This window comes from Xenorhabdus lircayensis (genome assembly GCF_016306625.1).
Taxonomy (GTDB): domain Bacteria; phylum Pseudomonadota; class Gammaproteobacteria; order Enterobacterales; family Enterobacteriaceae; genus Xenorhabdus; species Xenorhabdus lircayensis.
In genome coordinates this window covers 63,205-83,912 of record NZ_JACOII010000039.1, presented here as the reverse complement: position 1 = coordinate 83,912, position 20,708 = coordinate 63,205, and the positions used below count along the sequence as shown (strand labels likewise).

At 46.6% G+C, this 20,708-nt stretch carries 16 protein-coding genes and 2 tRNA genes; 3 read left to right on the top strand and 15 right to left on the bottom strand.

Annotated features, from left to right (window positions below; genetic code table 11):
* The first annotated feature begins 71 nt into the window (after positions 1-71).
* From H8A87_RS11530 to H8A87_RS11520, 3 genes are read left to right on the top strand one after another with little or no spacing between them, the layout of a single operon-like run.
* Positions 72-1,769, top strand: a complete 1,698-nt coding sequence (locus tag H8A87_RS11530; RefSeq protein WP_198690107.1) for a sensor histidine kinase — start codon at positions 72-74, stop codon at positions 1,767-1,769.
* A gap of 2 nt (positions 1,770-1,771) precedes the next feature.
* The gene (gene btsR / locus H8A87_RS11525) at positions 1,772-2,491 is read left to right on the top strand and encodes a two-component system response regulator BtsR (RefSeq protein ID WP_198690106.1); all 720 of its coding nucleotides are present in this window, start codon (positions 1,772-1,774) and stop codon (positions 2,489-2,491) included.
* A gap of 58 nt (positions 2,492-2,549) precedes the next feature.
* The gene (locus tag H8A87_RS11520; protein WP_198690105.1) at positions 2,550-2,948 is read left to right on the top strand and encodes a hypothetical protein; all 399 of its coding nucleotides are present in this window, start codon (positions 2,550-2,552) and stop codon (positions 2,946-2,948) included.
* Positions 2,949-3,093: 145 nt separating this feature from the next.
* Here the strand turns inward: H8A87_RS11520 and H8A87_RS11515 are convergent, their stop codons facing one another.
* From H8A87_RS11515 to ftsH, 15 genes are all read right to left on the bottom strand, one after another.
* Positions 3,094-5,097, bottom strand: coding sequence for a DEAD/DEAH family ATP-dependent RNA helicase (locus H8A87_RS11515; RefSeq protein WP_198690104.1), 2,004 nt, complete (start codon positions 5,095-5,097; stop codon positions 3,094-3,096).
* A gap of 169 nt (positions 5,098-5,266) precedes the next feature.
* On the bottom strand, positions 5,267-6,157 hold the full coding sequence (gene nlpI, locus H8A87_RS11510) for a lipoprotein NlpI (RefSeq protein ID WP_198690103.1): 891 nt from the start codon (positions 6,155-6,157) through the stop codon (positions 5,267-5,269).
* Between the two features lie 182 nt (positions 6,158-6,339).
* Entirely contained in the window at positions 6,340-8,478 is a 2,139-nt protein-coding gene (gene pnp, locus H8A87_RS11505; RefSeq protein ID WP_198690102.1) for a polyribonucleotide nucleotidyltransferase, read from the bottom strand.
* Between the two features lie 258 nt (positions 8,479-8,736).
* Entirely contained in the window at positions 8,737-9,006 is a 270-nt protein-coding gene (rpsO, locus tag H8A87_RS11500; protein WP_198690101.1) for a 30S ribosomal protein S15, read from the bottom strand.
* Positions 9,007-9,181: 175 nt separating this feature from the next.
* Positions 9,182-10,129, bottom strand: coding sequence for a tRNA pseudouridine(55) synthase TruB (truB, locus tag H8A87_RS11495; RefSeq protein WP_198690138.1), 948 nt, complete (start codon positions 10,127-10,129; stop codon positions 9,182-9,184).
* Entirely contained in the window at positions 10,129-10,539 is a 411-nt protein-coding gene (gene rbfA, locus H8A87_RS11490; protein WP_198690100.1) for a 30S ribosome-binding factor RbfA, read from the bottom strand. The genes truB and rbfA overlap by 1 nt, the downstream gene beginning before the upstream one ends.
* A gap of 75 nt (positions 10,540-10,614) precedes the next feature.
* Positions 10,615-13,365 (bottom strand): translation initiation factor IF-2, encoded by a 2,751-nt coding sequence (infB, locus tag H8A87_RS11485; RefSeq protein WP_198690099.1) that lies wholly within the window; start codon positions 13,363-13,365, stop codon positions 10,615-10,617.
* Between the two features lie 25 nt (positions 13,366-13,390).
* Positions 13,391-14,899 (bottom strand): transcription termination factor NusA, encoded by a 1,509-nt coding sequence (gene nusA, locus H8A87_RS11480; protein ID WP_198690098.1) that lies wholly within the window; start codon positions 14,897-14,899, stop codon positions 13,391-13,393.
* 21 nt (positions 14,900-14,920) lie between these two features.
* Entirely contained in the window at positions 14,921-15,373 is a 453-nt protein-coding gene (rimP, locus tag H8A87_RS11475) for a ribosome maturation factor RimP (RefSeq protein WP_198690097.1), read from the bottom strand.
* 224 nt (positions 15,374-15,597) lie between these two features.
* A tRNA-Met gene (locus H8A87_RS11470) sits at positions 15,598-15,674 on the bottom strand.
* A 58-nt stretch (positions 15,675-15,732) separates the two neighbouring features.
* Positions 15,733-15,822, bottom strand: a tRNA-Leu gene (locus H8A87_RS11465).
* 84 nt (positions 15,823-15,906) lie between these two features.
* Positions 15,907-16,245 (bottom strand): preprotein translocase subunit SecG, encoded by a 339-nt coding sequence (secG, locus tag H8A87_RS11460; RefSeq protein ID WP_198690096.1) that lies wholly within the window; start codon positions 16,243-16,245, stop codon positions 15,907-15,909.
* Positions 16,246-16,424: 179 nt separating this feature from the next.
* Positions 16,425-17,762: a phosphoglucosamine mutase gene (gene glmM / locus H8A87_RS11455; protein ID WP_198690095.1), complete on the bottom strand. Its 1,338-nt coding sequence runs from the start codon at positions 17,760-17,762 to the stop codon at positions 16,425-16,427.
* A gap of 34 nt (positions 17,763-17,796) precedes the next feature.
* Positions 17,797-18,654 (bottom strand): dihydropteroate synthase, encoded by an 858-nt coding sequence (gene folP, locus H8A87_RS11450; protein WP_198690094.1) that lies wholly within the window; start codon positions 18,652-18,654, stop codon positions 17,797-17,799.
* A gap of 125 nt (positions 18,655-18,779) precedes the next feature.
* Complete coding sequence (gene ftsH, locus H8A87_RS11445) at positions 18,780-20,696, bottom strand: ATP-dependent zinc metalloprotease FtsH (protein ID WP_198690093.1); 1,917 nt, start codon at positions 20,694-20,696, stop codon at positions 18,780-18,782.
* Positions 20,697-20,708: the final 12 nt, after the last annotated feature.

The following is a 20,708-nucleotide window of genomic DNA, read 5'->3' as shown; positions in this document are numbered from 1 at the left end:
GGCATTAAATTCAACCTTTGATAATGGGGCCTTAAATTTATTTATCGTCATTAATCACGCAGTGAAAAAATATGTACGAATTTAACCTCGTTTTGTTACTACTTCAGCAGATGTGTGTCTATCTGGTGATTGCTTGGTTGCTGAGTAAAACCCCTCTGTTTATTCCCTTATTGCAAGTTACTGTTCGCCTACCACATAAGCTGATGTGTTACGTGGTTTTTTCCATCTTTTGCATTATGGGAACGTACTTTGGGCTAAATGTTAATGATTCGATTGCCAATACTCGCGCGATTGGTGCCGTATTAGGTGGTTTTCTCGGTGGGCCAACGGTAGGGGCGATGGTGGGATTCACGGGAGGACTACATCGTTATTCCCTCGGAGGAATGACTGCGTTCAGTTGTATGGTATCCACCATTGTAGAAGGCGTATTAGGTGGCCTTGTACATATTTACCTGATGAAACGAGGGCAGATTAATAAATTGCTGAATCCATGGACGGCTGCCATTGTTACTCTCTTTGCTGAATGCACCCAAATGGGCATTATCCTGTTGCTTGCAAATCCTTTCAGTGAAGCACTGAATCTAGTAAAAGATATCGCCGCTCCCATGATCGTCGCCAATAGCATTGGCGCAGCCATGTTTATCCGCATCTTATTGGACAGACGCGCCATTTTCGAAAAATACACCAGCGCCTTTTCTGCCCAAGCCTTAAAAATTGCTGTCTGTACAGAAGGGATCCTGCGCAAAGGATTCAATGAAGACAACAGCATGCGTGTGGCAAAAGTTATCTATCAGGAATTGGAAATCGGGGCCGTCGCGATCACTGACAGAGAGAAATTACTGGCGTTTATTGGTATCGGCTCTGATCATCACTTGCCCGGGACGCCCATAGCCTCAGAACAGTCGTATCGCGCGATTGAAAATAATGAAGTGGTATATGCCGATGGTAATGAAACGCCCTATTGTTGTTCCCTTAGCCCAATTTGTAAACTTGGCTCTGCTCTCGTGATCCCTTTACGAGGAGAAAATCAGCAAGTAATCGGCACTATCAAACTTTACGAAGCCAAAAATCGTTTATTCAGTTCTATCAATCGTACATTAGGTGAGGGAATTGCCAGCCTGCTCTCTGCCCAAATTCTTGCCGGACAGTATGAACGGAATAAGCAATCTTTGCTGCAATCAGAAGTGAAGCTGCTTCACGCGCAAGTGAATCCTCACTTTTTATTTAATGCCCTAAATACATTACAAGCGGTGATCCGTCGGGATAGCCAGCAGGCAGGCCAGCTTGTACAGTATCTCTCGACATTCTTCCGTAAGAATTTGAAGCGACCTGAAGAAATTGCCACGCTGGAGAATGAGATAGAGCATGTGAATGCTTACTTACAAATTGAGAAAGCTCGCTTCCGTGAACGCCTTCAGATTGCCATAGAGATACCAGAATCTCTGCACAATGCAAAATTGCCTGCGTTCTCCCTACAACCGATGGTTGAAAATGCCATTAAACATGGCACGTCACAGTTACTTGATACAGGAAGAATTACGATAAGAGCCCATCAGGAAGCCAATTTGCTATTGGTAGAAATTGAAGATAATGCAGGTCTTTATTGCCCCAAAAAAAGGGGGGATGGACTTGGGATGAGTCTAGTAGATAAACGCCTACAGCTTCGTTATGGTAAACAGTATGGTGTAAGAGTTGATTGCCAACCAGAGGAATTTACCCGTGTCATTTTATGTTTACCATTGGAAAAAAAGGCTAAAAAAGCGGCGTAAATATGAATGTATTGATTGTTGATGATGAGCCACTGGCTCGTGAGAATCTACGTTGCCTGCTTGAGGAGGAAACGGATATTCAAATCATCGGTGAATGTACCAACGCGGTGGAAGCGATTGGTGCCATCCATCGCCTGAAACCAGATGTTGTTTTCCTCGATATTCAAATGCCCCGCATTACCGGGCTGGAAATGGTCGGAATGCTCGATCCTGAGCATCGCCCTTATATCGTTTTTCTGACTGCGTTTGATGAATATGCGGTGCAAGCCTTCGAAGAACATGCGTTCGATTATTTAATGAAGCCACTGGAAAAAGAGCGTCTGAGTAAAACGTTGCAACGGCTGCGTTCTGGCTATCAAAAGCAAAATATAGCGGATCTACAACGTGAAGATGAGCAACTGAAATATATTCCCTGTACAGGACATAGCCGGATATGGCTGATGCCGCTGGATGATGTTCTGTACGTCACTTCTCGGCTGAGTGGTGTGTATGTTATGAGCGCCAATAGGCAGGAAGGTTTTACCGAGTTGACCCTGCGCACGCTGGAAACCCGTACTTCACTGACCCGCTGTCATCGTCAGTATCTAGTCAATATGTCCCACTTGCGGGAAATTGTTTTTGGGGAAAGTGGGCAGGCGGAGCTGGTTCTGAGCAATGATGACCGTATTCCAGTAAGCCGTCGTTATTTGAAACCCCTTAAAGAAGAACTGGGGTTAAATTAATCGCTGCTTAGGGCATAATTTCCTGACCCTACAGGAAAAATAAACAAAGGAAATGCCCTTGACGGATTTTTATCTCAAAATTAAAACGAACCGAATGATCCTGAAGAACCTTAATAATCAGAAAGAATTGGAGATTGAAGGTAATTTCAGTACCTCACGTTTGCTGGTCGGTGACTTTTATAACGCAAAACTTCAGTTAAATACTCTGCTCAATCAGCATGGCTTTCTGAAAGGAATTAAGCAGCTTTTTGAGTGCAAACACCGTGTGCTTGTCCATCCATTGGCTCAAACCGAAGGCGGTCTATGCTCCGTAGAAGAGCGGATTTTGCAGGAAGTAACCCACATTGGTTTCAACGACAAGTTAAAGAAAGTTATTATTCATCAAGGTGAGTACTTACTTTCAGATGTTGAGGTCAAGGCCGAATTGAGTAAATGTATCCCTAAACAACCAGCCTGAGTTCAAATGCAAAAATCTCATGTGACACAATAGTAAAAGCCCTTTCTCCGTTAAGAGAAAGGGCTTTATTTTCAATGCATCATTGCGATATTTTCAATGCAACGGTTAAGCCAACGAAACAAGTCAATGAAACGTTGATGTATGCTTATGCGTTACCAGTGCTTTGACGGCGACGTGGTGCACCACCATTGGAATCATCGTTGCTGCGACCGCGGAAAGAGCCACGCTCACCACCACCACCACGACGTTCATTGTTAAAACGACGACCACCGTTATTACCATTACTCAAACTATCACGGTCACGACGTGGGCCATTGCTACCATTAGCATTAGCACTACCGCCATTGCCAGCGCTACCGCCGTTACCATTACGGCCGCCACCACGACGCTCACGGCGTTCGAATGGTTGTGCATCACCCATCAACTGCATGTTCAGTGGCTTGTTCAGAATACGGGTACGGGTAAAGTGAGACAGTAATTCTCCTGGCATCCCTTTTGGCAGTTCAATCGTAGAGTGAGTCGCGAACAGCTTGATATTACCGATATAACGGCTGCTAATATCACCTTCGTTAGCAATCGCACCAACAATGTGACGAACTTCAACACCATCATCACGACCCACGTCAATGCGATACAGTTCCATATCACCCACGTCACGACGTTCACGGCGAGGGCTGTCACCTTTGTCACCCCTGTCGCTTCTGTTACCTCTGTCGCTTCTTTCGCCTCTATCGCCTCTATCGCTTCTTTCACGATCGCCAAAACCACTAGTATTACGACGACGGTCATCACGATCGTTGAATTCACGGCGAGGACGGCGAACTGGGTCTGCTGGCAGAATTAGCGGGCGCTCACCTTGTGCCATTTTCAGCAGGGCTGCAGCCAGTGTTTCCATATCCAGCTCTTCACCAGTACCCAGCTTAGCCAACAGTGCACGATATTGATCCAGATCGCTGCTTTCCAGTTGTTGCTGAACATTAGTCGCGAATTTCTCCAGACGACGCTGGCTCAGAAGTTCTGCATTTGGCAGTTCAACTTCTGGGATCGTCAGTTTCATAGTGCGTTCAATGTTACGCAACAGACGACGTTCGCGGTTTTCAACAAACAGCAGGGCACGACCCGCACGACCCGCACGACCAGTACGGCCAATACGGTGTACATAGGACTCTGCATCCATTGGGATGTCGTAGTTAACTACCAAACTAATGCGCTCAACATCCAGACCACGAGCGGCAACATCGGTCGCAATCAAAATGTCCAAACGACCATCTTTCAAACGCTCAAGTGTCTGCTCACGCAGAGACTGATTCATGTCACCATTCAGTGCCGCAGAGTTATAACCGCTACGCTCCAGAGCCTCTGCCACTTCCAGTGTTGCATTTTTGGTACGCACGAAAATAATCGCAGCATCAAAATCTTCTGCTTCAAGGAAACGTACCAGCGCTTCATTTTTGCGCGCGCCGTAAACAGACCAGTAGCTTTGGCTGATGTCAGGACGGTTTGTAACGCTGCTCTGAATGCGAACTTCCTGTGGGTCATTCATGAAACGACGAGTAATACGGCGAATCGCTTCAGGCATGGTCGCTGAGAATAGCGCTGTCTGATGTTCAGCAGGGATCTGGCTCATGATGTTTTCAACATCTTCGATAAAGCCCATACGCAACATTTCGTCGGCTTCATCCAGTACCAAACCTTTCAGGTTGGACAGATCCAGTGTTCCACGTTTCAGGTGATCCAGCAGACGGCCTGGCGTACCCACTACAACTTGTGGCCCCTGACGCAGAGCACGTAATTGGACGTCATAACGCTGTCCACCGTAAAGCGCAACAACATTCACATTGCGCATATGCTTGGAGAAATCTGAACATGCTTCAGCAACCTGCACCGCCAGTTCACGGGTTGGCGCTAACACAAGGATCTGTGGAGCTTTAAGTTCAGCATCAATGTTATGCAGTAAAGGCAGGCTAAATGCCGCAGTTTTACCACTACCAGTCTGTGCCATGCCCAGCACATCACGACCGTTCAGCAGGTGAGGAATACATTGTTGTTGAATAGGAGAAGGCTTCTCGTAGCCCAAGTCTCCCAGTGCAGCAAGAATAGGTGCTGATAAACCTAAATCAGCAAAAGAGAGTTCAGTCTCAGTGGTCATGTAATGGTGCCTTATTAATCGTGGCGGCCAGTCTACATAACACAGTGAAAAGAATTTCTGTCATTTTCATTTAAAATGTGAACTGGCTCAAATTATGTTATTAAACGAACAAACAAGCCCCCACCTATCAAGATGTGGACTTAAAAATCTTTATAAAAATGTTCGTCAGCTATTGTTGGTTCGATTCCGATAAATCATCTTGTCTTTGGCCTAGTAGCGCCAATTCCAACAATGCGTAGCGGTGCTCAACAAAGTTATGAACATTGTTAGCTACCGTCAGCTTGAATAACGCAACTGCGCTATCCTCATCCCCCAGACTTAGGTAATGTTTACCTAAATAGAAGTCAGTTTCACTGAGATGCTCAGCGAGCGAAGTGTTATCCGTTGAAGTCTGTTGTAAACGCTCCATCAGTATCTTCTCACTGATTTTGCCCAAATAGAATTCAACGATATTCCAGCCCCATAGCCCCCGGTTCGCTTTGTCAAAATGGTGCGACAAATTCGTCATTGCAACCTTCGGGTCGACTTTCTCTTCCACAAGGTACAACCACAACGAACGGAAGGGATCATTTGGATCGTCTTGATAAAACGCCTGCAGATCATCCTGCGCCAATCGATAGCGGCCACCGTAATACAGTGCGATGCCGCGATTCATTCGCGCGTAATTGTAAGTTGGATCAAGCTCTAAAACAGAATCAAACGCTTCATAGGCAGAATCAAAATTGCCTGCCTGCGTAAAATAAATTCCTAGATAATTAAAAATCTCAGGAATATCAGGACGGATAGACAAAGCCACTGAAAAATCATTCTGTGCCAATGCCCTCAACCCTAGGCTATCATACAGCACACCTCGTTCATATAAAAGCTGTGCATACTCATCTTCCGTAAGTGACCGACTCGCAAGTATTTGCTCCATGCGTGCCAGAATAACCTCTTGTTGCAATGTCGGTTGTAATGGAATAGCAATAATTTCATTTTTACGCCACCCAGTGCTAGTGCTGCCACATCCCACAAGGAGAAAAATAACCGCAACATAACACCAGCGCAGAAAAGAATTCATTTCCCACTCCCGAAGTCAGACATTAATCAGAATGCCCTGTTACTCCACCCACATTGTATATTTCAGGCATCTTGCCCAAAATTAACTTACTCTCATCTTTCAAGCTACCGCCAAGCTGTAACTCGAAATCTATTGAGTATAAACGGCGCCCTTTTTACAGGACGCCGCTCTTTACGTCAAATTTATTCTACTGTTGGTTCTGGTGACTGTGATGCTTCTTCGGTAGTCATCAATGCTTCTTTCATGCTCAGGCGGATACGACCCTGACGATCGATTTCCAGTACTTTAACGGGTACTTCCTGGCCCAATTGCAGATAATCAGTGACTTTCTCAACACGTTTGTCCGCGATCTGAGAAATGTGTACCAGACCTTCTTTGCCGCCGCCGATGGCAACAAATGCACCAAAGTCAACAATACGGGTCACTTTACCGTTATAGATGCGACCCACTTCAACTTCGGCAGTGATTTCTTCGATACGGCTGATAGCGTGACGCGCTTTGTCACTGTCAGTTGCCGCAATCTTCACAGTACCATCATCTTCAATTTCAATGGTGGTGCCAGTTTCTTCTGTCAATGCACGGATAACAGAACCACCTTTACCAATCACATCTTTGATCTTGTCTGGATTAATCTTGATGGTGTGAATGCGTGGTGCAAATTCAGAGATATCGTTACGTGGGCTCTGGATTGCCTGCTCCATCACACCCAGAATGTGCAGACGAGCACCTTTAGCTTGATTCAGAGCAATCTGCATGATTTCACGGGTAATGCCTTCAATTTTGATGTCCATCTGCAATGCGCTGACACCATCACGGCTACCCGCAACTTTAAAGTCCATGTCGCCCAGATGATCTTCGTCACCCAGAATGTCAGACAGAACAACAAAGTTATTCCCTTCTTTCACCAGACCCATAGCGATACCTGCAACGGCTGCCTTAATTGGCACACCCGCATCCATCAGTGCCAGTGAAGCACCACAGACAGAAGCCATAGAAGAGGAACCGTTGGATTCAGTGATTTCAGACACTACGCGGACGGTATATGGGAATTCGCTGGCACTTGGCATCACGGCCAATACACCACGTTTTGCCAGACGACCGTGACCGATTTCACGACGTTTTGGTGAACCGACCATGCCAGTTTCACCGACAGAGTATGGAGGGAAGTTATAGTGGAACAGGAAGCGGTCTGTACGCTCACCCATCAGTTCATCAATAATTTGGGCATCACGCTCTGTACCCAGTGTTGCAGCAACCAGTGCCTGAGTTTCACCACGGGTGAACAGAGATGAACCGTGAGTACGTGGCAGTACGCCAGTGCGAACGTCCAGAGCACGAACCATGTCTTTTTCACGGCCATCAATACGAGGCTCGCCACGCAGAACACGGCCACGAACAACGTTTTTCTCTAGAACAGCCAGTACGTCAAGAACTTCGCTCTCTTCCAGTTCAACGCCTTTTTCCGCAGATTCTGCCAAAATAATCGCAGAAACTTCTTCTTTGATGATATTAACCTGAGCGTAACGTTCTTGCTTCTCAGTAATGCGGTAAGCGTCACCCAGACGGCTTTCTGCCAGTACAGCAACACGGTCATGCAGTGGCTGGTTGATAGGCTCAGGTGCCCAATCCCATTTTTCTTTACCTGCTTCAGCGACCAGTGCATTGATGTTCTCAATGACAATCTGCTGCTGGTCGTGACCAAATACAACAGCACCCAGCATTTGCTCTTCTGTCAGCAGCTCCGCTTCGGATTCTACCATCAATACCGCACCTTCTGTACCCGCAACCACCAGATCCAGACGGCTGTTCTTCAGTTCATCGCTGGTTGGGTTCAGTACGTACTGATCGTTTATATAACCCACGCGTGCAGCGCCAATTGGGCCATTAAATGGAATGCCAGACAGTGCCAGTGAAGCAGATGCACCGATCATGGCAACGATATCAGGGTTCACCTGTGGGTTAACAGAAACTACTGTCGCGATAATTTGAACTTCGTTCAGGAAACCTTCTGGGAACAGAGGGCGCAGAGGACGGTCAATCAGACGGGCAACGAGGGTTTCACCTTCTCCCGGACGGCCTTCACGACGGAAGAAACTTCCCGGAATACGGCCAGCAGCGTAAGTACGCTCCTGATAGTTAACGGTCAGGGGGAAGAAATCCTGCCCTGCTTTCATTTTTTTCTGACCCACAACGGTAACAAATACCGCAGTGTCATCCATATTTACCATGACAGCGGCTGTCGCCTGACGAGCCATCATGCCGGTTTCGATGGTCACGGTGTGCTGACCATACTGGAATTTACGAACTATCGGATTCAGCAAAATAATTTACCTTTATTAGTGTTGCCAACCTTAATTCTCAGCAACAATGGATTTTCTCTTCTTGCTACACCCTCACGACTAATGACAGTGCTCACTCCTTTAAGGACTCTCATTAGCCGCGCGAGTCACTGTAGCGGAAGAGGTTCAAATTTTAGAAACGATAGAAACAGTGTTTAAATTTCTCAATACTGTTTTCTAAATCCCGTTTCCTAGAAGAAAAGGGGCCCGATTAGGCCCCTTTTCTCTGAAACTCATCGATTAGCGACGCAGTCCCAGACGCTCAATCAGAGCAGTATAGCGTGCCAAATCTTTACGCTTCAGGTAGTTCAGTAACTTACGACGCTGTGCAACCTTTCTCAGCAGACCACGACGGCTGTGGTGATCTTTTTTGTGCTCTGAAAAGTGACCTTGCAGCTGGTTGATGTCAGCAGTCAGCAGTGCGATCTGAACTTCGCTGGAACCACTGTCGTTAGCGCCACGGCCAAAATCAACAATAATTTGCGCTTTTGCAGTAGTACTTAGAGACATAGTATAACTCCAAATATGTAGTTTAAAATGACAAGTGCCGATCTCTAATTCAGCAACTCATATATAGACGCGGTATTCTACGCTGCAAATAGGTGAAGCGCAAGACAGCACAATTGTTGCCATTCACCACTTCTATACAATTTGCCTGCTTCAAATTCCTTGTCCGTTACTATCATTATTCAATTTCAGTTTCAACAACCAGACGGCGCGGAGCCACCAGCCCATCATCATCAATCACCGCAATGCCGATGAATTTATTTTCATCCCCTTCGGTGACACGTACCCATTCGCCCGAAGCCAGATCATGTCTGCTTCGAACTGGCTGCCCCTGTTTAAAATAAGACGCAACCACGGATGCTAAATGAATCACAGGAAAATGAGCAACGGCGGTATCCATCGGCAGCAGCAATGGGTCAAGCAATTCTCCCGCTTCAATCTCTTGAGCTTCGGCCTGTTGTTTTAATTCATATAACTGTTCCAGCGTCACCATTCTTTGGTTGGGGTAATTGGCTACCTGTAAACGGCGCAGATAAATTACATGAGCGCCACAGCCCAAAAGTTCACCCAAGTCATCAATGATGGTGCGGATGTAAGTTCCCTTGGAACAGTGAATTTCCAATTCCAGTTCATTCCCTTCCCAGCGAATGAATTGCAATTCATAGACAGTGATAGGACGCGCTTCCCGCTCTACTTCAATACCCTGACGGGCATATTCGTACAGTGGTTTTCCCTGATGTTTCAATGCAGAGTACATGGAAGGAACCTGCATGGTATCACCACGGAATGTATCCAATGCAGCATCAAGCTGAGATTGGGTGATTTGTACTTCGCGTTCACTAATGATTGTTCCATGTGAATCCGAAGTATCTGTACGCTGCCCCAAACGAGCAATCACTCGATAGCGTTTATCAGAATCCAGCAGGAATTGGGAAAATTTGGTTGCTTCGCCAAGACAAATCGGCAGCATACCAGTTGCCAGAGGATCCAGCGCACCAGTATGGCCCGCCTTATTGGCGTTGAAAATCCGCCTTACTTTCTGTAACGCATCATTGGAGGAAATATCCTGCGGCTTATCCAGCAACAGTACACCGTGTATCGCACGGCCTCTACGACGGCGCCCCATCATTTTTCCTCGTTGTGATCCGTAGATGCACGGCGCTGCTCGTCATTTTTCACGACGTTGCTGACCAAGTTCGACATACGCATCCCTTCCACCAGAGAACTGTCATAAGAAAACGTCAGTTCAGGAATGACGCGCAGGCGCATCGCTTTACCCAGCAGGGAACGAATGAAACCAGAGGCTTCGTTCAATGCCTTGATACCCTGTTCGACTTTGTCTGAATTATGCCCTTCCACCAGTACATTCAGAAAGGTCACAAACACTTTGGCATAAGCCAGATCGCGGGAAACCTCAACACCAGAGACTGTCGCCATTCCGATACGGGGATCTTTGACTTCTCGCTGTAAAATGATGGCAATCTCTTTTTGCATTTCCTGTGCAACGCGCTGAGCCCGACTGAATTCTCTTGCCATTGTTATATCTCCTGACATTTTGGGGGGCATTAAGCCCCCCAAGAATGGAATGAATCTATTGGGTATATAATGGTATTAATCGATGGAGCGTTTAATTTCAATCACTTCAAAGACTTCAATCATATCGCCAACACGAACATCATTGTAGTTCTTCACACCGATACCACATTCCATACCATTACGGACTTCGTTAACATCATCCTTAAAGCGACGCAGGGATTCCAACTCACCTTCATAAATCACCACGTTATTGCGCAGGACGCGGATCGGGTTATTACGCTTGATGGTACCTTCCGTCACCATACAACCAGCAACAGCACCAAACTTCGGTGACTTAAATACGTCACGGACTTCTGCAAGACCCATGATCTGCTGCTTGTATTCTGGTGCTAGCATACCGCTCATAGCCTGTTTAATCTCATCAATCAGACTATAGATAACGGAATAGTAACGCAGATCCAGACTTTCGTTTTCGATGACACGACGTGCTGAAGCATCAGCACGAACGTTGAAGCCCAGAATAATTGCGTTGGATGCTGCTGCCAGAGTCGCATCAGTTTCAGTGATACCGCCCACGCCAGAACCAATGATTTTCACTTTCACTTCATCAGTAGACAGTTTCAGCAGTGAGTCACAAATTGCTTCACATGTACCTTGAACGTCAGTTTTCAGAACGATGTTCAGTTCTGATGCCTTACCTTCTTCCATGCTGGCAAATAGGTTTTCCAACTTGGATTTCTGCTGGCGAGCCAGTTTCACTTCGCGGAATTTACCCTGACGATACAGAGCCACTTCACGCGCTTTTTTCTCGTCACGAACAACGGTCGCTTCATCACCCGCAGATGGAACGCTGGACAGACCCAATATTTCTACTGGAATGGATGGACCAGCAGACGTCACTTCACGGCCGAGCTCGTTGCGCATCGCACGGATACGGCCATATTCGAAGCCACACAGGACAATGTCGCCTTTGTTCAGAGTACCAGACTGAACCAGAATGGTTGCAACTGGACCACGGCCTTTATCCAAGAAGGATTCAATGACCACACCGTTCGCCATACCAGTACGTACGGATTTCAGTTCCAGAACTTCTGCCTGAAGCAGGATTGATTCCAACAGTTCATCAATACCAATACCGGCTTTAGCAGAAACGTTGATGAACTGAGTTTCACCGCCCCATTCTTCAGGAATGATGCCGTACTGTGAAAGTTCGTTCTTCACGCGATCAGGATCGGCTTCTGGTTTGTCGATCTTATTCACTGCAACGACTACTGGTACGCTGGCAGCCTTGGCGTGCTGGACAGCTTCTATAGTCTGAGGCATAACGCCATCATCCGCAGCCACAACCAGAACCACGATATCCGTTGCCTTTGCACCACGTGCACGCATGGAGGTAAACGCAGCATGGCCTGGGGTATCCAAGAAGGTGATCATGCCTTTTTCAGTTTTCACATGATACGCACCAATGTGCTGGGTAATGCCGCCCGCTTCTCCGGAAGCCACTTTAGTGGAGCGGATATAGTCCAGCAGAGAGGTTTTACCGTGGTCAACGTGACCCATGATGGTAACAACTGGTGCACGAAATTCTGCCAGCGTTTCACCCGTATCACGATCACTCATCAGCGCTTCTTCCAGCTCGTTTTCACGACGCAGGATAACTTTGTGCCCCATTTCTTCGGCAACCATTTGCGCAGTTTCTTGATCGATAACTTGGTTTATGGTCACCATTGCCCCCATGTTCATCATAGTTTTGATGACTTGGGAACCTTTAACGGCCATTTTGTTAGCCAGTTCAGCGACGGTAATTGTCTCACCAATCATGACATCACGGTTAACCGCTGCAACAGGTTTGGTGAAGCTCTGCTGTAAGGTGCTAGGCTTGCGCTGTTTGCCTTTGTTACGACCTACTGCGCGTGCTTCTTCGCGATCAGCTTTAGATTCAGAATGTTTGTTATTCTTCTTCTGGCGGGTAGCTTTGCCGCCACGGGTGCGGGCACGACGCTCACCTTCAACTTTGGCGTCATTTTCATCTTCCGCATCACGGGCATGACGGGAAGTGGTTACGTGATAATCACTGTTTTCACTATTAACATCAGAGTCGTTAGACCATTTGTCTTTATTTTCTTCTGCCATTCGACGCGCTTCTTCTGCAACACGTTTCGCTTCCTCTTCAACCTTACGGCGTACTTCTTCTTCAGCTTTGCGTTTTAAATCTGCTGCTTCGGCTTCACGACGCGCTTTTTCATTTTGCGCGGCAGGCTCAGTCTGAACTGATTTTGGTTTGTTTTCGGTATGTTGCTTAGTCACTTTTTCTTTTTCCGCTGCCTCACGTTGAGGCAGTTCAGCCTCTTCACGGTTGGCTTTTTCTTCTGCTTCACGTTGAGCGCTCGCTTCTACTTCACGCTTCGTCTGTTGTTCAACGTCACGTTTAGCTTGTTCTTCCACGAGTTTCTTCGTTTCAGCTTCAAGCTGCGCTTTCTCTTCTACCTCGCGCCGAGCCTGTTCTTCCGCTTTAGCTTGTTCAATCGCGTCGCGGTTTACATATGTGCGCTTTTTGCGGACCTCAATCGCTACCGATTTACTTTTGCCACCGGTGCTAGGAACGTTCAGTGTACTGCGCGTTTTACGCTGTAGTGTCAATTTACTTGGCTGGCTGCCAGAACCGCCTTGTTCGCGGTTCAAGTGAGCCAGCAAAGCTTCTTTTTCTTTCTGGGAAACAGAGTCAGTTGCGATTTTCTGAATGCCAGCATCAGCAAATTGCTGGATCAAGCGTTCAACCGAAGTCTGGATCTCTTCTGCCAGTAATTTTACGGTTACCTCTGTCATTCTGTTCCTTCCTGCTACAGTTTATTTATGCATCATCGCCAAACCAACAGATATTACGGGCTGCCATAATGAGTTCTCCTGCTTGCTCATCATTCAGTCCTTCGATATCAGATAAGTCGTCGATACCCTGCTCGGCAAGATCTTCCAGAGTACAGATGCCACGGGCAGCCAGGTTAAACGCCAAAGTACGCTCCATGCCAGGCAGATTCAATAAATCTTCGGCAGGTTGCTGATCACCAAGACTCTCTTTCTGAGCCAGTTCCAGCGTAGTCAAGGCCGCTTTTGCGCGTTCACGAAGAACTTCAACGGTTTCTTCATCAAGGCCCGCTACTGCCAGAAGTTCATTAATTGGCACATAAGCCAGTTCTTCCAGTGTAGAGAAGCCTTCCTCGACCAATACGGTGGCGAAATCTTCATCAATGTCGAGATGCTTAGTAAATGTATCAATAGAAGCATGTGCTTCTGCTTGATGTTTTGCTTGTAGCTCTTCCGCAGTCATGACATTCAGTTCCCACTTGTCATCACCACGATGCTTTTTCAACAGCTGTGCTGCCAGACGAACGTTCTGACCATTACGGCCAATCGCCTGAGCAAGATTGCTGTTTTCTACGGCAACATCCATTGTGCAGTTATCTTCGTCAACCACAATAGATGCAACATCCGCTGGAGCCATTGCATTAATGACAAACTGTGCAGGATTATCGTCCCACAACACGATGTCAATTCTTTCACCGCCCAACTCACTGGAAACGGCCTGTACCCTTGCCCCACGCATACCTACGCAGGCACCAACAGGGTCAATACGCTTGTCGTTGGTTTTCACTGCGATCTTCGCACGGGAACCTGGATCACGGGCAGCAGCTTTGATCTCAATGATCTCTTCGCCAATTTCAGGTACTTCGATGCGGAACAGTTCAACCAACATCTCTGGACGAGAACGAGTGATGAAAAGCTGTGCACCACGCGCTTCAGGACGAACATCATACAGGACACCGCGCACGCGGTCACCTGGACGGAAGTTTTCCCGTGGCAACATATCTTCACGCAAAATAACCGCTTCAGCGTTATTACCTAAATCCAGAGTAATATTTTCGCGGTTCACTTTTTTGACCTGAGCAGTCACTATTTCACCTTGCTGCTCACGGAATTGATCAACTACCATCGCACGTTCAGCTTCACGTACTTTCTGTACGATAACCTGTTTTGCGGTCTGGGTTGTGATGCGGTCAAAAGTCACCGATTCAATTTGATCTTCAATATAACCACCCAGATCAATTTCTGGCTCTTCATATTTAGCCGCTTCCAGTGTGATTTCACGCGTTGGCTGGGTAACTTCTTCTACAGCTAACCAGCGACGGAACGTATCAAAATCACCGGATTTGCGATCGATGCAAACGCGAACTTCGATTTCCTGCTCATACTTTTTCTTGGTGGCTGTCGCCAGTGCAATCTCTAATGCTTCGAAGATTTTTTCACGAGGGAGAGATTTTTCGTTAGAAACCGCTTCCACAACAGCCAGAATTTCTTTATTCATCCTAGTTGCCTCATCCGAACTTTAAAAGTGGGGTACCAGGTTCGCTTTCTGGATGTTGCTCAGTGCGAACACTTCGTCTTTTCCATCCACCGTAACCGTAATCATTTCACCATCAACAGCCTTGATGATACCTTGCCATCTGCGACGGTTCTGCATTGCCATGCGTAAAACCAAATTGACTTCTTCATCCATAAAACGCTGGTAATGTTCAGCCTTAAACAGTGGACGCTCAAGCCCCGGTGAAGATATTTCCAGGTTATAAAGTACTGAAATCGGATCTTCAACATCAAGCACTGCACTGACCTGGTGGCTAACATCAGCACAATTATCAACAGTGATACCCTCTTCACTATCGATATAGACCCGCAGCGTTGATACACGTGCGCGAATGAACTCCAAGCCCACTAATTCAAAGCCCAAAGCTTCAACTGGTGCTGAAATCATCTCTGTTAATTTTTGCTCTAATGTGGACAAGCCCACCCCCAAGACATAAAAAAAGGGCTATATTAGCCCAGTAGTTCTGCTGTCAAATAACAAAAAACCCCGATACTCGGGGCTTTATGCAACTGGACCCTGTTTACTGCCAGTGGTCTCAACCAACTTCTTTCTATACCTTTCAAAACAACCTTGCAATTTAGGATCGATATCATAATGGCTGCTGAATGACTACTCTGGAAAAGGTACATGTTATTAAGAAGTGGTTGCGGGAGCCGGATTTGAACCGACGACCTTCGGGTTATGAGCCCGACGAGCTACCATGCTGCTCCATCCCGCGTTCGAAAACGTGGCAAATCTTACGCTGATAATACTAAAAACGCAAGTTTCTAGATTAATGGTGCCGAGGACGGGACTTGAACCCGTACGCCCGTTGTTTAGGCACTACCACCTCAAGGTAGCGTGTATACCAATTTCACCACCTCGGCACTGAGTTATAGGACTGTCATTTTAATGGTTAGCTATATTAACTATTTAAACCAACAACCCTACTTCAATTCTGTTATTGAAATTTACTGTGGGATATCACTATTTGTTTTTGCTGGCGCTGCCGGAACTTCTACTTGTTTTTCAACTTTGACAGGATCAGCAAGATTATCCCATTTACTGCTTGAGGCCGTTTTATTACTAGTCATGTTACCAAGAATCAGACTGATAACAATAAATAACGTTGCTAAAACAGCTGTCATACGGGTCATGAAGTTACTAGAACCCGATGAACCAAACAGTGTGTTAGATGCACCCGCACCGAAAGAAGCCCCCATATCAGCACCTTTACCCTGCTGTAGCAGAACCAGAGCAATTAGCCCGATACCAACCAGCAAGAATATACCTAAAAGAGCTTCATACATATGTTGTACCCGTTTCCTCGTGGGGTTTACCACAATTTCGTAGCGACGTTATATTACATCACCCGCTCACAAAATTAAAAAAATTAACTTATTGAGCGGGTGTGAATACTAACCAAAGCATTTCCGACAAGCAAGGTTAATTTTAAATACTGACTCTGATCGGAGAAAAAATCAACAAATCAACCCATTTTTTTCACAGCGTCAGCAATACGATGCGCCAGTGCTGTGACTTGTTCTTCATCTTCGCCTTCTACCATTACACGGATCAATGGCTCTGTGCCAGATTTACGCAACAGAACACGACCGCGACCATTCAATTCAGTCTCAACTGATTTAACGACTTCAAGCACAGGTTCTGATTGCAAGGGATCGGTATTACCTGCAAAGCGAACGTTAACCAGAATTTGAGGTAGAAGTTTCATACCACTGCACAGGTCATGCAGGCTCATATTATTGCGTACCATTGCACTCAGAACTTGCAATCCAGCAACAACACCATCACCTGTCGTGGTTTTGTCCAGCAAGATCACGTGGCCTGAATTTTCAGCCCCCAGACGCCAGCCTTTTTCCTGCAATTTTTCCAGTACATAGCGATCGCCGACTTTCGCACGTTCAAATGGGATGCCAAGCTGCTTTAATGCCAGCTCTAACCCCATATTACTCATTAACGTACCCACTGCTCCGCCACGTAGCTGACCTTGTCTCAATGCTTCGCGCGCAATGATATAGAGGATCTGATCGCCATCAACTTTATGGCCCAAATGATCGACCATGATGATACGGTCACCATCACCATCAAATGCCAGACCAACATCCGCCTGTTCTTCCAGTACACGCTTCTGCAATAGACGAACATCTGTGGCACCACACTCTTCGTTGATATTGATGCCATTCGGCTCACAACCGATGGTAATAACATCCGCTCCCAGCTCTCTGAGAACGTTGGGGGCGATATGATAGGTAGCACCATTGGCACAATCCAGAACAACTTTTAATCCATTTAAATTTTGTTCGCTAGGGAATGTTCCTTTACAAAACTCAATATAACGGCCCGCCGCATCAACAATCCGATTTGCACGTCCTAATTCGGCTGATTCCACACAAGTCAGGGGTTTCTCCATTTCCGCTTCAATCGCTTCTTCAACATCATCTGGCAGTTTGGTGCCGTCAATGGAGAAAAATTTAATGCCGTTATCATAGTAAGGATTATGGGAAGCTGAAATAACAATGCCAGCTTCTGCGCGGAAAGTACGTGTCAGATATGCCACGGCAGGTGTCGGCATAGGGCCAGTAAAGGATGCAGATAACCCCGCGGCGGCCAAACCTGCTTCTAGAGCAGATTCCAGCATATAACCTGAGATTCGGGTATCTTTACCAATGATAATTTTGCGAGAACCATGACGTGCCAGCACTTTTCCCGCGGCCCAACCAAGTTTCAAAACAAAGTCGGGGGTAATAGGGGTATTACCTACTTTGCCACGGATACCATCAGTACCAAAATATTTACGGTTACTCATAAATTTCTTTTCCTTTGCTGAACGTATTCTTTGCTCACAGCGTATTTTTTGCTGACATCGTGTTCTTCGTAGACAGTGTTGCTTGAACGATTTGCATTGCCTGAACGGTTTCTTTTACATCATGTACACGAATAATTTGGGCACCTTGCATGGCTGCAATCACAGCACAAGAAACGCTTCCTATCACACTCTCCGGCGGTGGTACATGAAGCAATTTACCAATCATGGACTTACGTGACATTCCCACCAGAATCGGCAAGCCCAAATGATGGAATTCTTGCAAATGAGCCAATAGATGATAATTATGCGACAAGTTCTTACCAAAACCGAAGCCAGGATCAAGAATCAGGTTGTTTTTTGCGATACCTGCCGCAACACAAAGCTCAATTTGCCATATCAGGAATGTTTTTACTTCCGACAAGACATCTTCATAGTGAGGTTCAGTTTGCATCGTGTGGGGTTGCCCCTGCATGTGCATCAAGCAGACCGGCAATCCGGTTTTTGCCGCTGCATCAAGTGCACCAGGTTCCTGTAACGCACGAATGTCATTGATAATATGAACTCCGGCTTTGGCTGACTCCCGCATCACAACAGCTTTTGAAGTATCCACCGAGATCCAGGCATCGAAACGCTGCGCCAATGCCTCAATCACGGGAACAACGCGATCCAGCTCTTCCTGCTCACTCACCTCATCCGCACCAGGACGTGTCGATTCTCCTCCCACATCGATAATAGTTGCGCCTTCCTCGATCATTTTGGCGGCATGTCTCAGCGCGGTATCAAAGGTATTATGGGTTCCACCATCAGAGAAAGAATCGGGAGTAACGTTCAAAATTCCCATTACTTGTGGGCAGGAAAGATCGAGGATACTGCCTCTGGCTGTCAGTTTCATCGCTAGGGTGCCTTAATGTCAAAAACCCCAAGATGGGCCTGGGGTTTAATTTAAGAAGTACAGTCTGTCAAATCCAAGGACAACAATTTGTTATTGTCCTTGGTTTGATAAGGTTGTTAACCACGTTATGCGGTTGGATTACCATCCGCAGGTTTCGAAGCTTGTTGCGGAGATGACGTATTATGACGATTATTGCCGCCATTATTATTGTCACCTTCCCAACCTGCTGGTGGACGTACTGCTGTTCGATTCATCAGGTCATCAATCTGAGGAGCATCAATGGTTTCATACTTCATCAACGCATCTTTCATTGTGTGAAGAATATCCAAATTATCCATCAGAATCTGACGTGCACGCAGATAGTTACGATCAACGAGAGCTTTCACTTCATGATCAATTAAACGCGCGGTGTCTTCAGACATATGTTTCGCTTTAGCAACCGAACGACCGAGGAAGATTTCACCTTCTTCTTCCGCATACAGCAATGGCCCCAGTTTTTCTGAGAAGCCCCACTGTGTCACCATGTTACGTGCAATAGATGTCGCTACTTTAATATCATTGGACGCACCGGTAGAAACACTATCTACACCATAGATAATTTCTTCAGCTAAACGCCCGCCATATAAAGTTGAAATTTGGCTTTCCAATTTCTGACGACTTGCGCTGATCTGATCGCCTTCTGGCAAGAAGAATGTCACACCCAACGCACGGCCACGAGGAATAATCGTGACTTTATGAACAGGATCGTGTTCTGGCACCAGGCGACCGATGATGGCATGACCTGCTTCATGATATGCCGTGGATTCTTTCTGTTCCTCCGTCATAACCATTGAACGACGTTCCGCACCCATCATGATCTTATCTTTGGCTTTTTCAAACTCAACCATAGAAACAACGCGTTTGTTACCGCGAGCAGCAAACAAAGCAGCTTCATTTACAAGGTTTGCCAAGTCCGCACCGGAAAAACCAGGTGTACCACGGGCAATGATAGATGCATCAATGTCAGTATCAAGCGGGATACGACGCATATGGACTTTCAAAATTTGCTCACGACCACGAACGTCAGGCAGACCAACAACTACTTGACGGTCAAAACGGCCAGGACGCAACAGTGCAGGATCCAGAACATCAGGACGGTTGGTTGCCGCGATAACGATAATGCCCTCATTACCTTCGAAACCATCCATTTCAACCAGCATCTGGTTCAATGTCTGTTCACGCTCATCGTGTCCACCACCCAAACCAGCACCACGCTGACGGCCTACTGCATCAATTTCGTCAATAAAGATGATGCAAGGTGCGGCTTTCTTCGCCTGTTCGAACATGTCACGAACACGGGAAGCACCCACACCAACGAACATTTCGACGAAATCAGAACCGGAGATAGTAAAGAAAGGCACTTTCGCCTCACCTGCAATGGCTTTTGCCAGCAGCGTTTTACCGGTACCTGGAGGGCCAACCATCAAAATGCCTTTCGGGATCTTACCGCCGAGTTTTTGGAAACGGCCGGGTTCGCGCAGATACTCAACTAATTCACCCACTTCTTCTTTTGCTTCGTCACAACCAGCAACATCGGCAAACGTGGTTTTAATCTGATCTTCTGTCAACATGCGGGCTTTGCTTTTACCAAAAGACATTGCCCCTTTACCGCCACCGCCTTGCATTTGGCGCATAAAGAAGATCCAGACGCCAATCAGCAGTAGCATTGGGAACCATGAAATGAAGAGAGTCGCCAACAGGCCTTGTTGTTCTGGTGGTTCACCAATAACTTTTACCTGTTTATTGAGTAGGGTATCCAGCAGCTTCTCATCCTGAATAGGCATATAAGTGCTGTATTTTCCACCGTTGTCTTTCTTAGTGAAATCAATGTCACGACCCGAAATACGTACTTCGCTTACTTGATTCTGCGATATCTCATTGATGAAGTTAGAGTAATCCACCCTACGACCACTAGAATCGCCGGGACCAAAACTCTGGAACAATAACATCAAGACAACTGCGATGACTAACCAGAGAATCAGGTTTTTCGCCATGTCACTCAAGGGATTAACCTC

What these genes read in the sequence shown, in the direction of transcription:
- secG (WP_198690096.1), bottom strand. Translation starts at nt 16,245, where the DNA reads ATGTATGAAGCTCTTTTAGGTATATTCTTGCTGGTTGGTATCGGGCTA.
- rbfA (WP_198690100.1), bottom strand. Translation starts at nt 10,539, where the DNA reads ATGGCAAGAGAATTCAGTCGGGCTCAGCGCGTTGCACAGGAAATGCAA.
- nlpI (WP_198690103.1), bottom strand. Translation starts at nt 6,157, where the DNA reads ATGAATTCTTTTCTGCGCTGGTGTTATGTTGCGGTTATTTTTCTCCTT.
- H8A87_RS11530 (WP_198690107.1), top strand. Translation starts at nt 72, where the DNA reads ATGTACGAATTTAACCTCGTTTTGTTACTACTTCAGCAGATGTGTGTC.
- infB (WP_198690099.1), bottom strand. Translation starts at nt 13,365, where the DNA reads ATGACAGAGGTAACCGTAAAATTACTGGCAGAAGAGATCCAGACTTCG.
- H8A87_RS11515 (WP_198690104.1), bottom strand. Translation starts at nt 5,097, where the DNA reads ATGACCACTGAGACTGAACTCTCTTTTGCTGATTTAGGTTTATCAGCA.
- nusA (WP_198690098.1), bottom strand. Translation starts at nt 14,899, where the DNA reads ATGAATAAAGAAATTCTGGCTGTTGTGGAAGCGGTTTCTAACGAAAAA.
- truB (WP_198690138.1), bottom strand. Translation starts at nt 10,129, where the DNA reads ATGGGGCGCCGTCGTAGAGGCCGTGCGATACACGGTGTACTGTTGCTG.
- folP (WP_198690094.1), bottom strand. Translation starts at nt 18,654, where the DNA reads ATGAAACTGACAGCCAGAGGCAGTATCCTCGATCTTTCCTGCCCACAA.
- btsR (WP_198690106.1), top strand. Translation starts at nt 1,772, where the DNA reads ATGAATGTATTGATTGTTGATGATGAGCCACTGGCTCGTGAGAATCTA.
- rpsO (WP_198690101.1), bottom strand. Translation starts at nt 9,006, where the DNA reads ATGTCTCTAAGTACTACTGCAAAAGCGCAAATTATTGTTGATTTTGGC.
- glmM (WP_198690095.1), bottom strand. Translation starts at nt 17,762, where the DNA reads ATGAGTAACCGTAAATATTTTGGTACTGATGGTATCCGTGGCAAAGTA.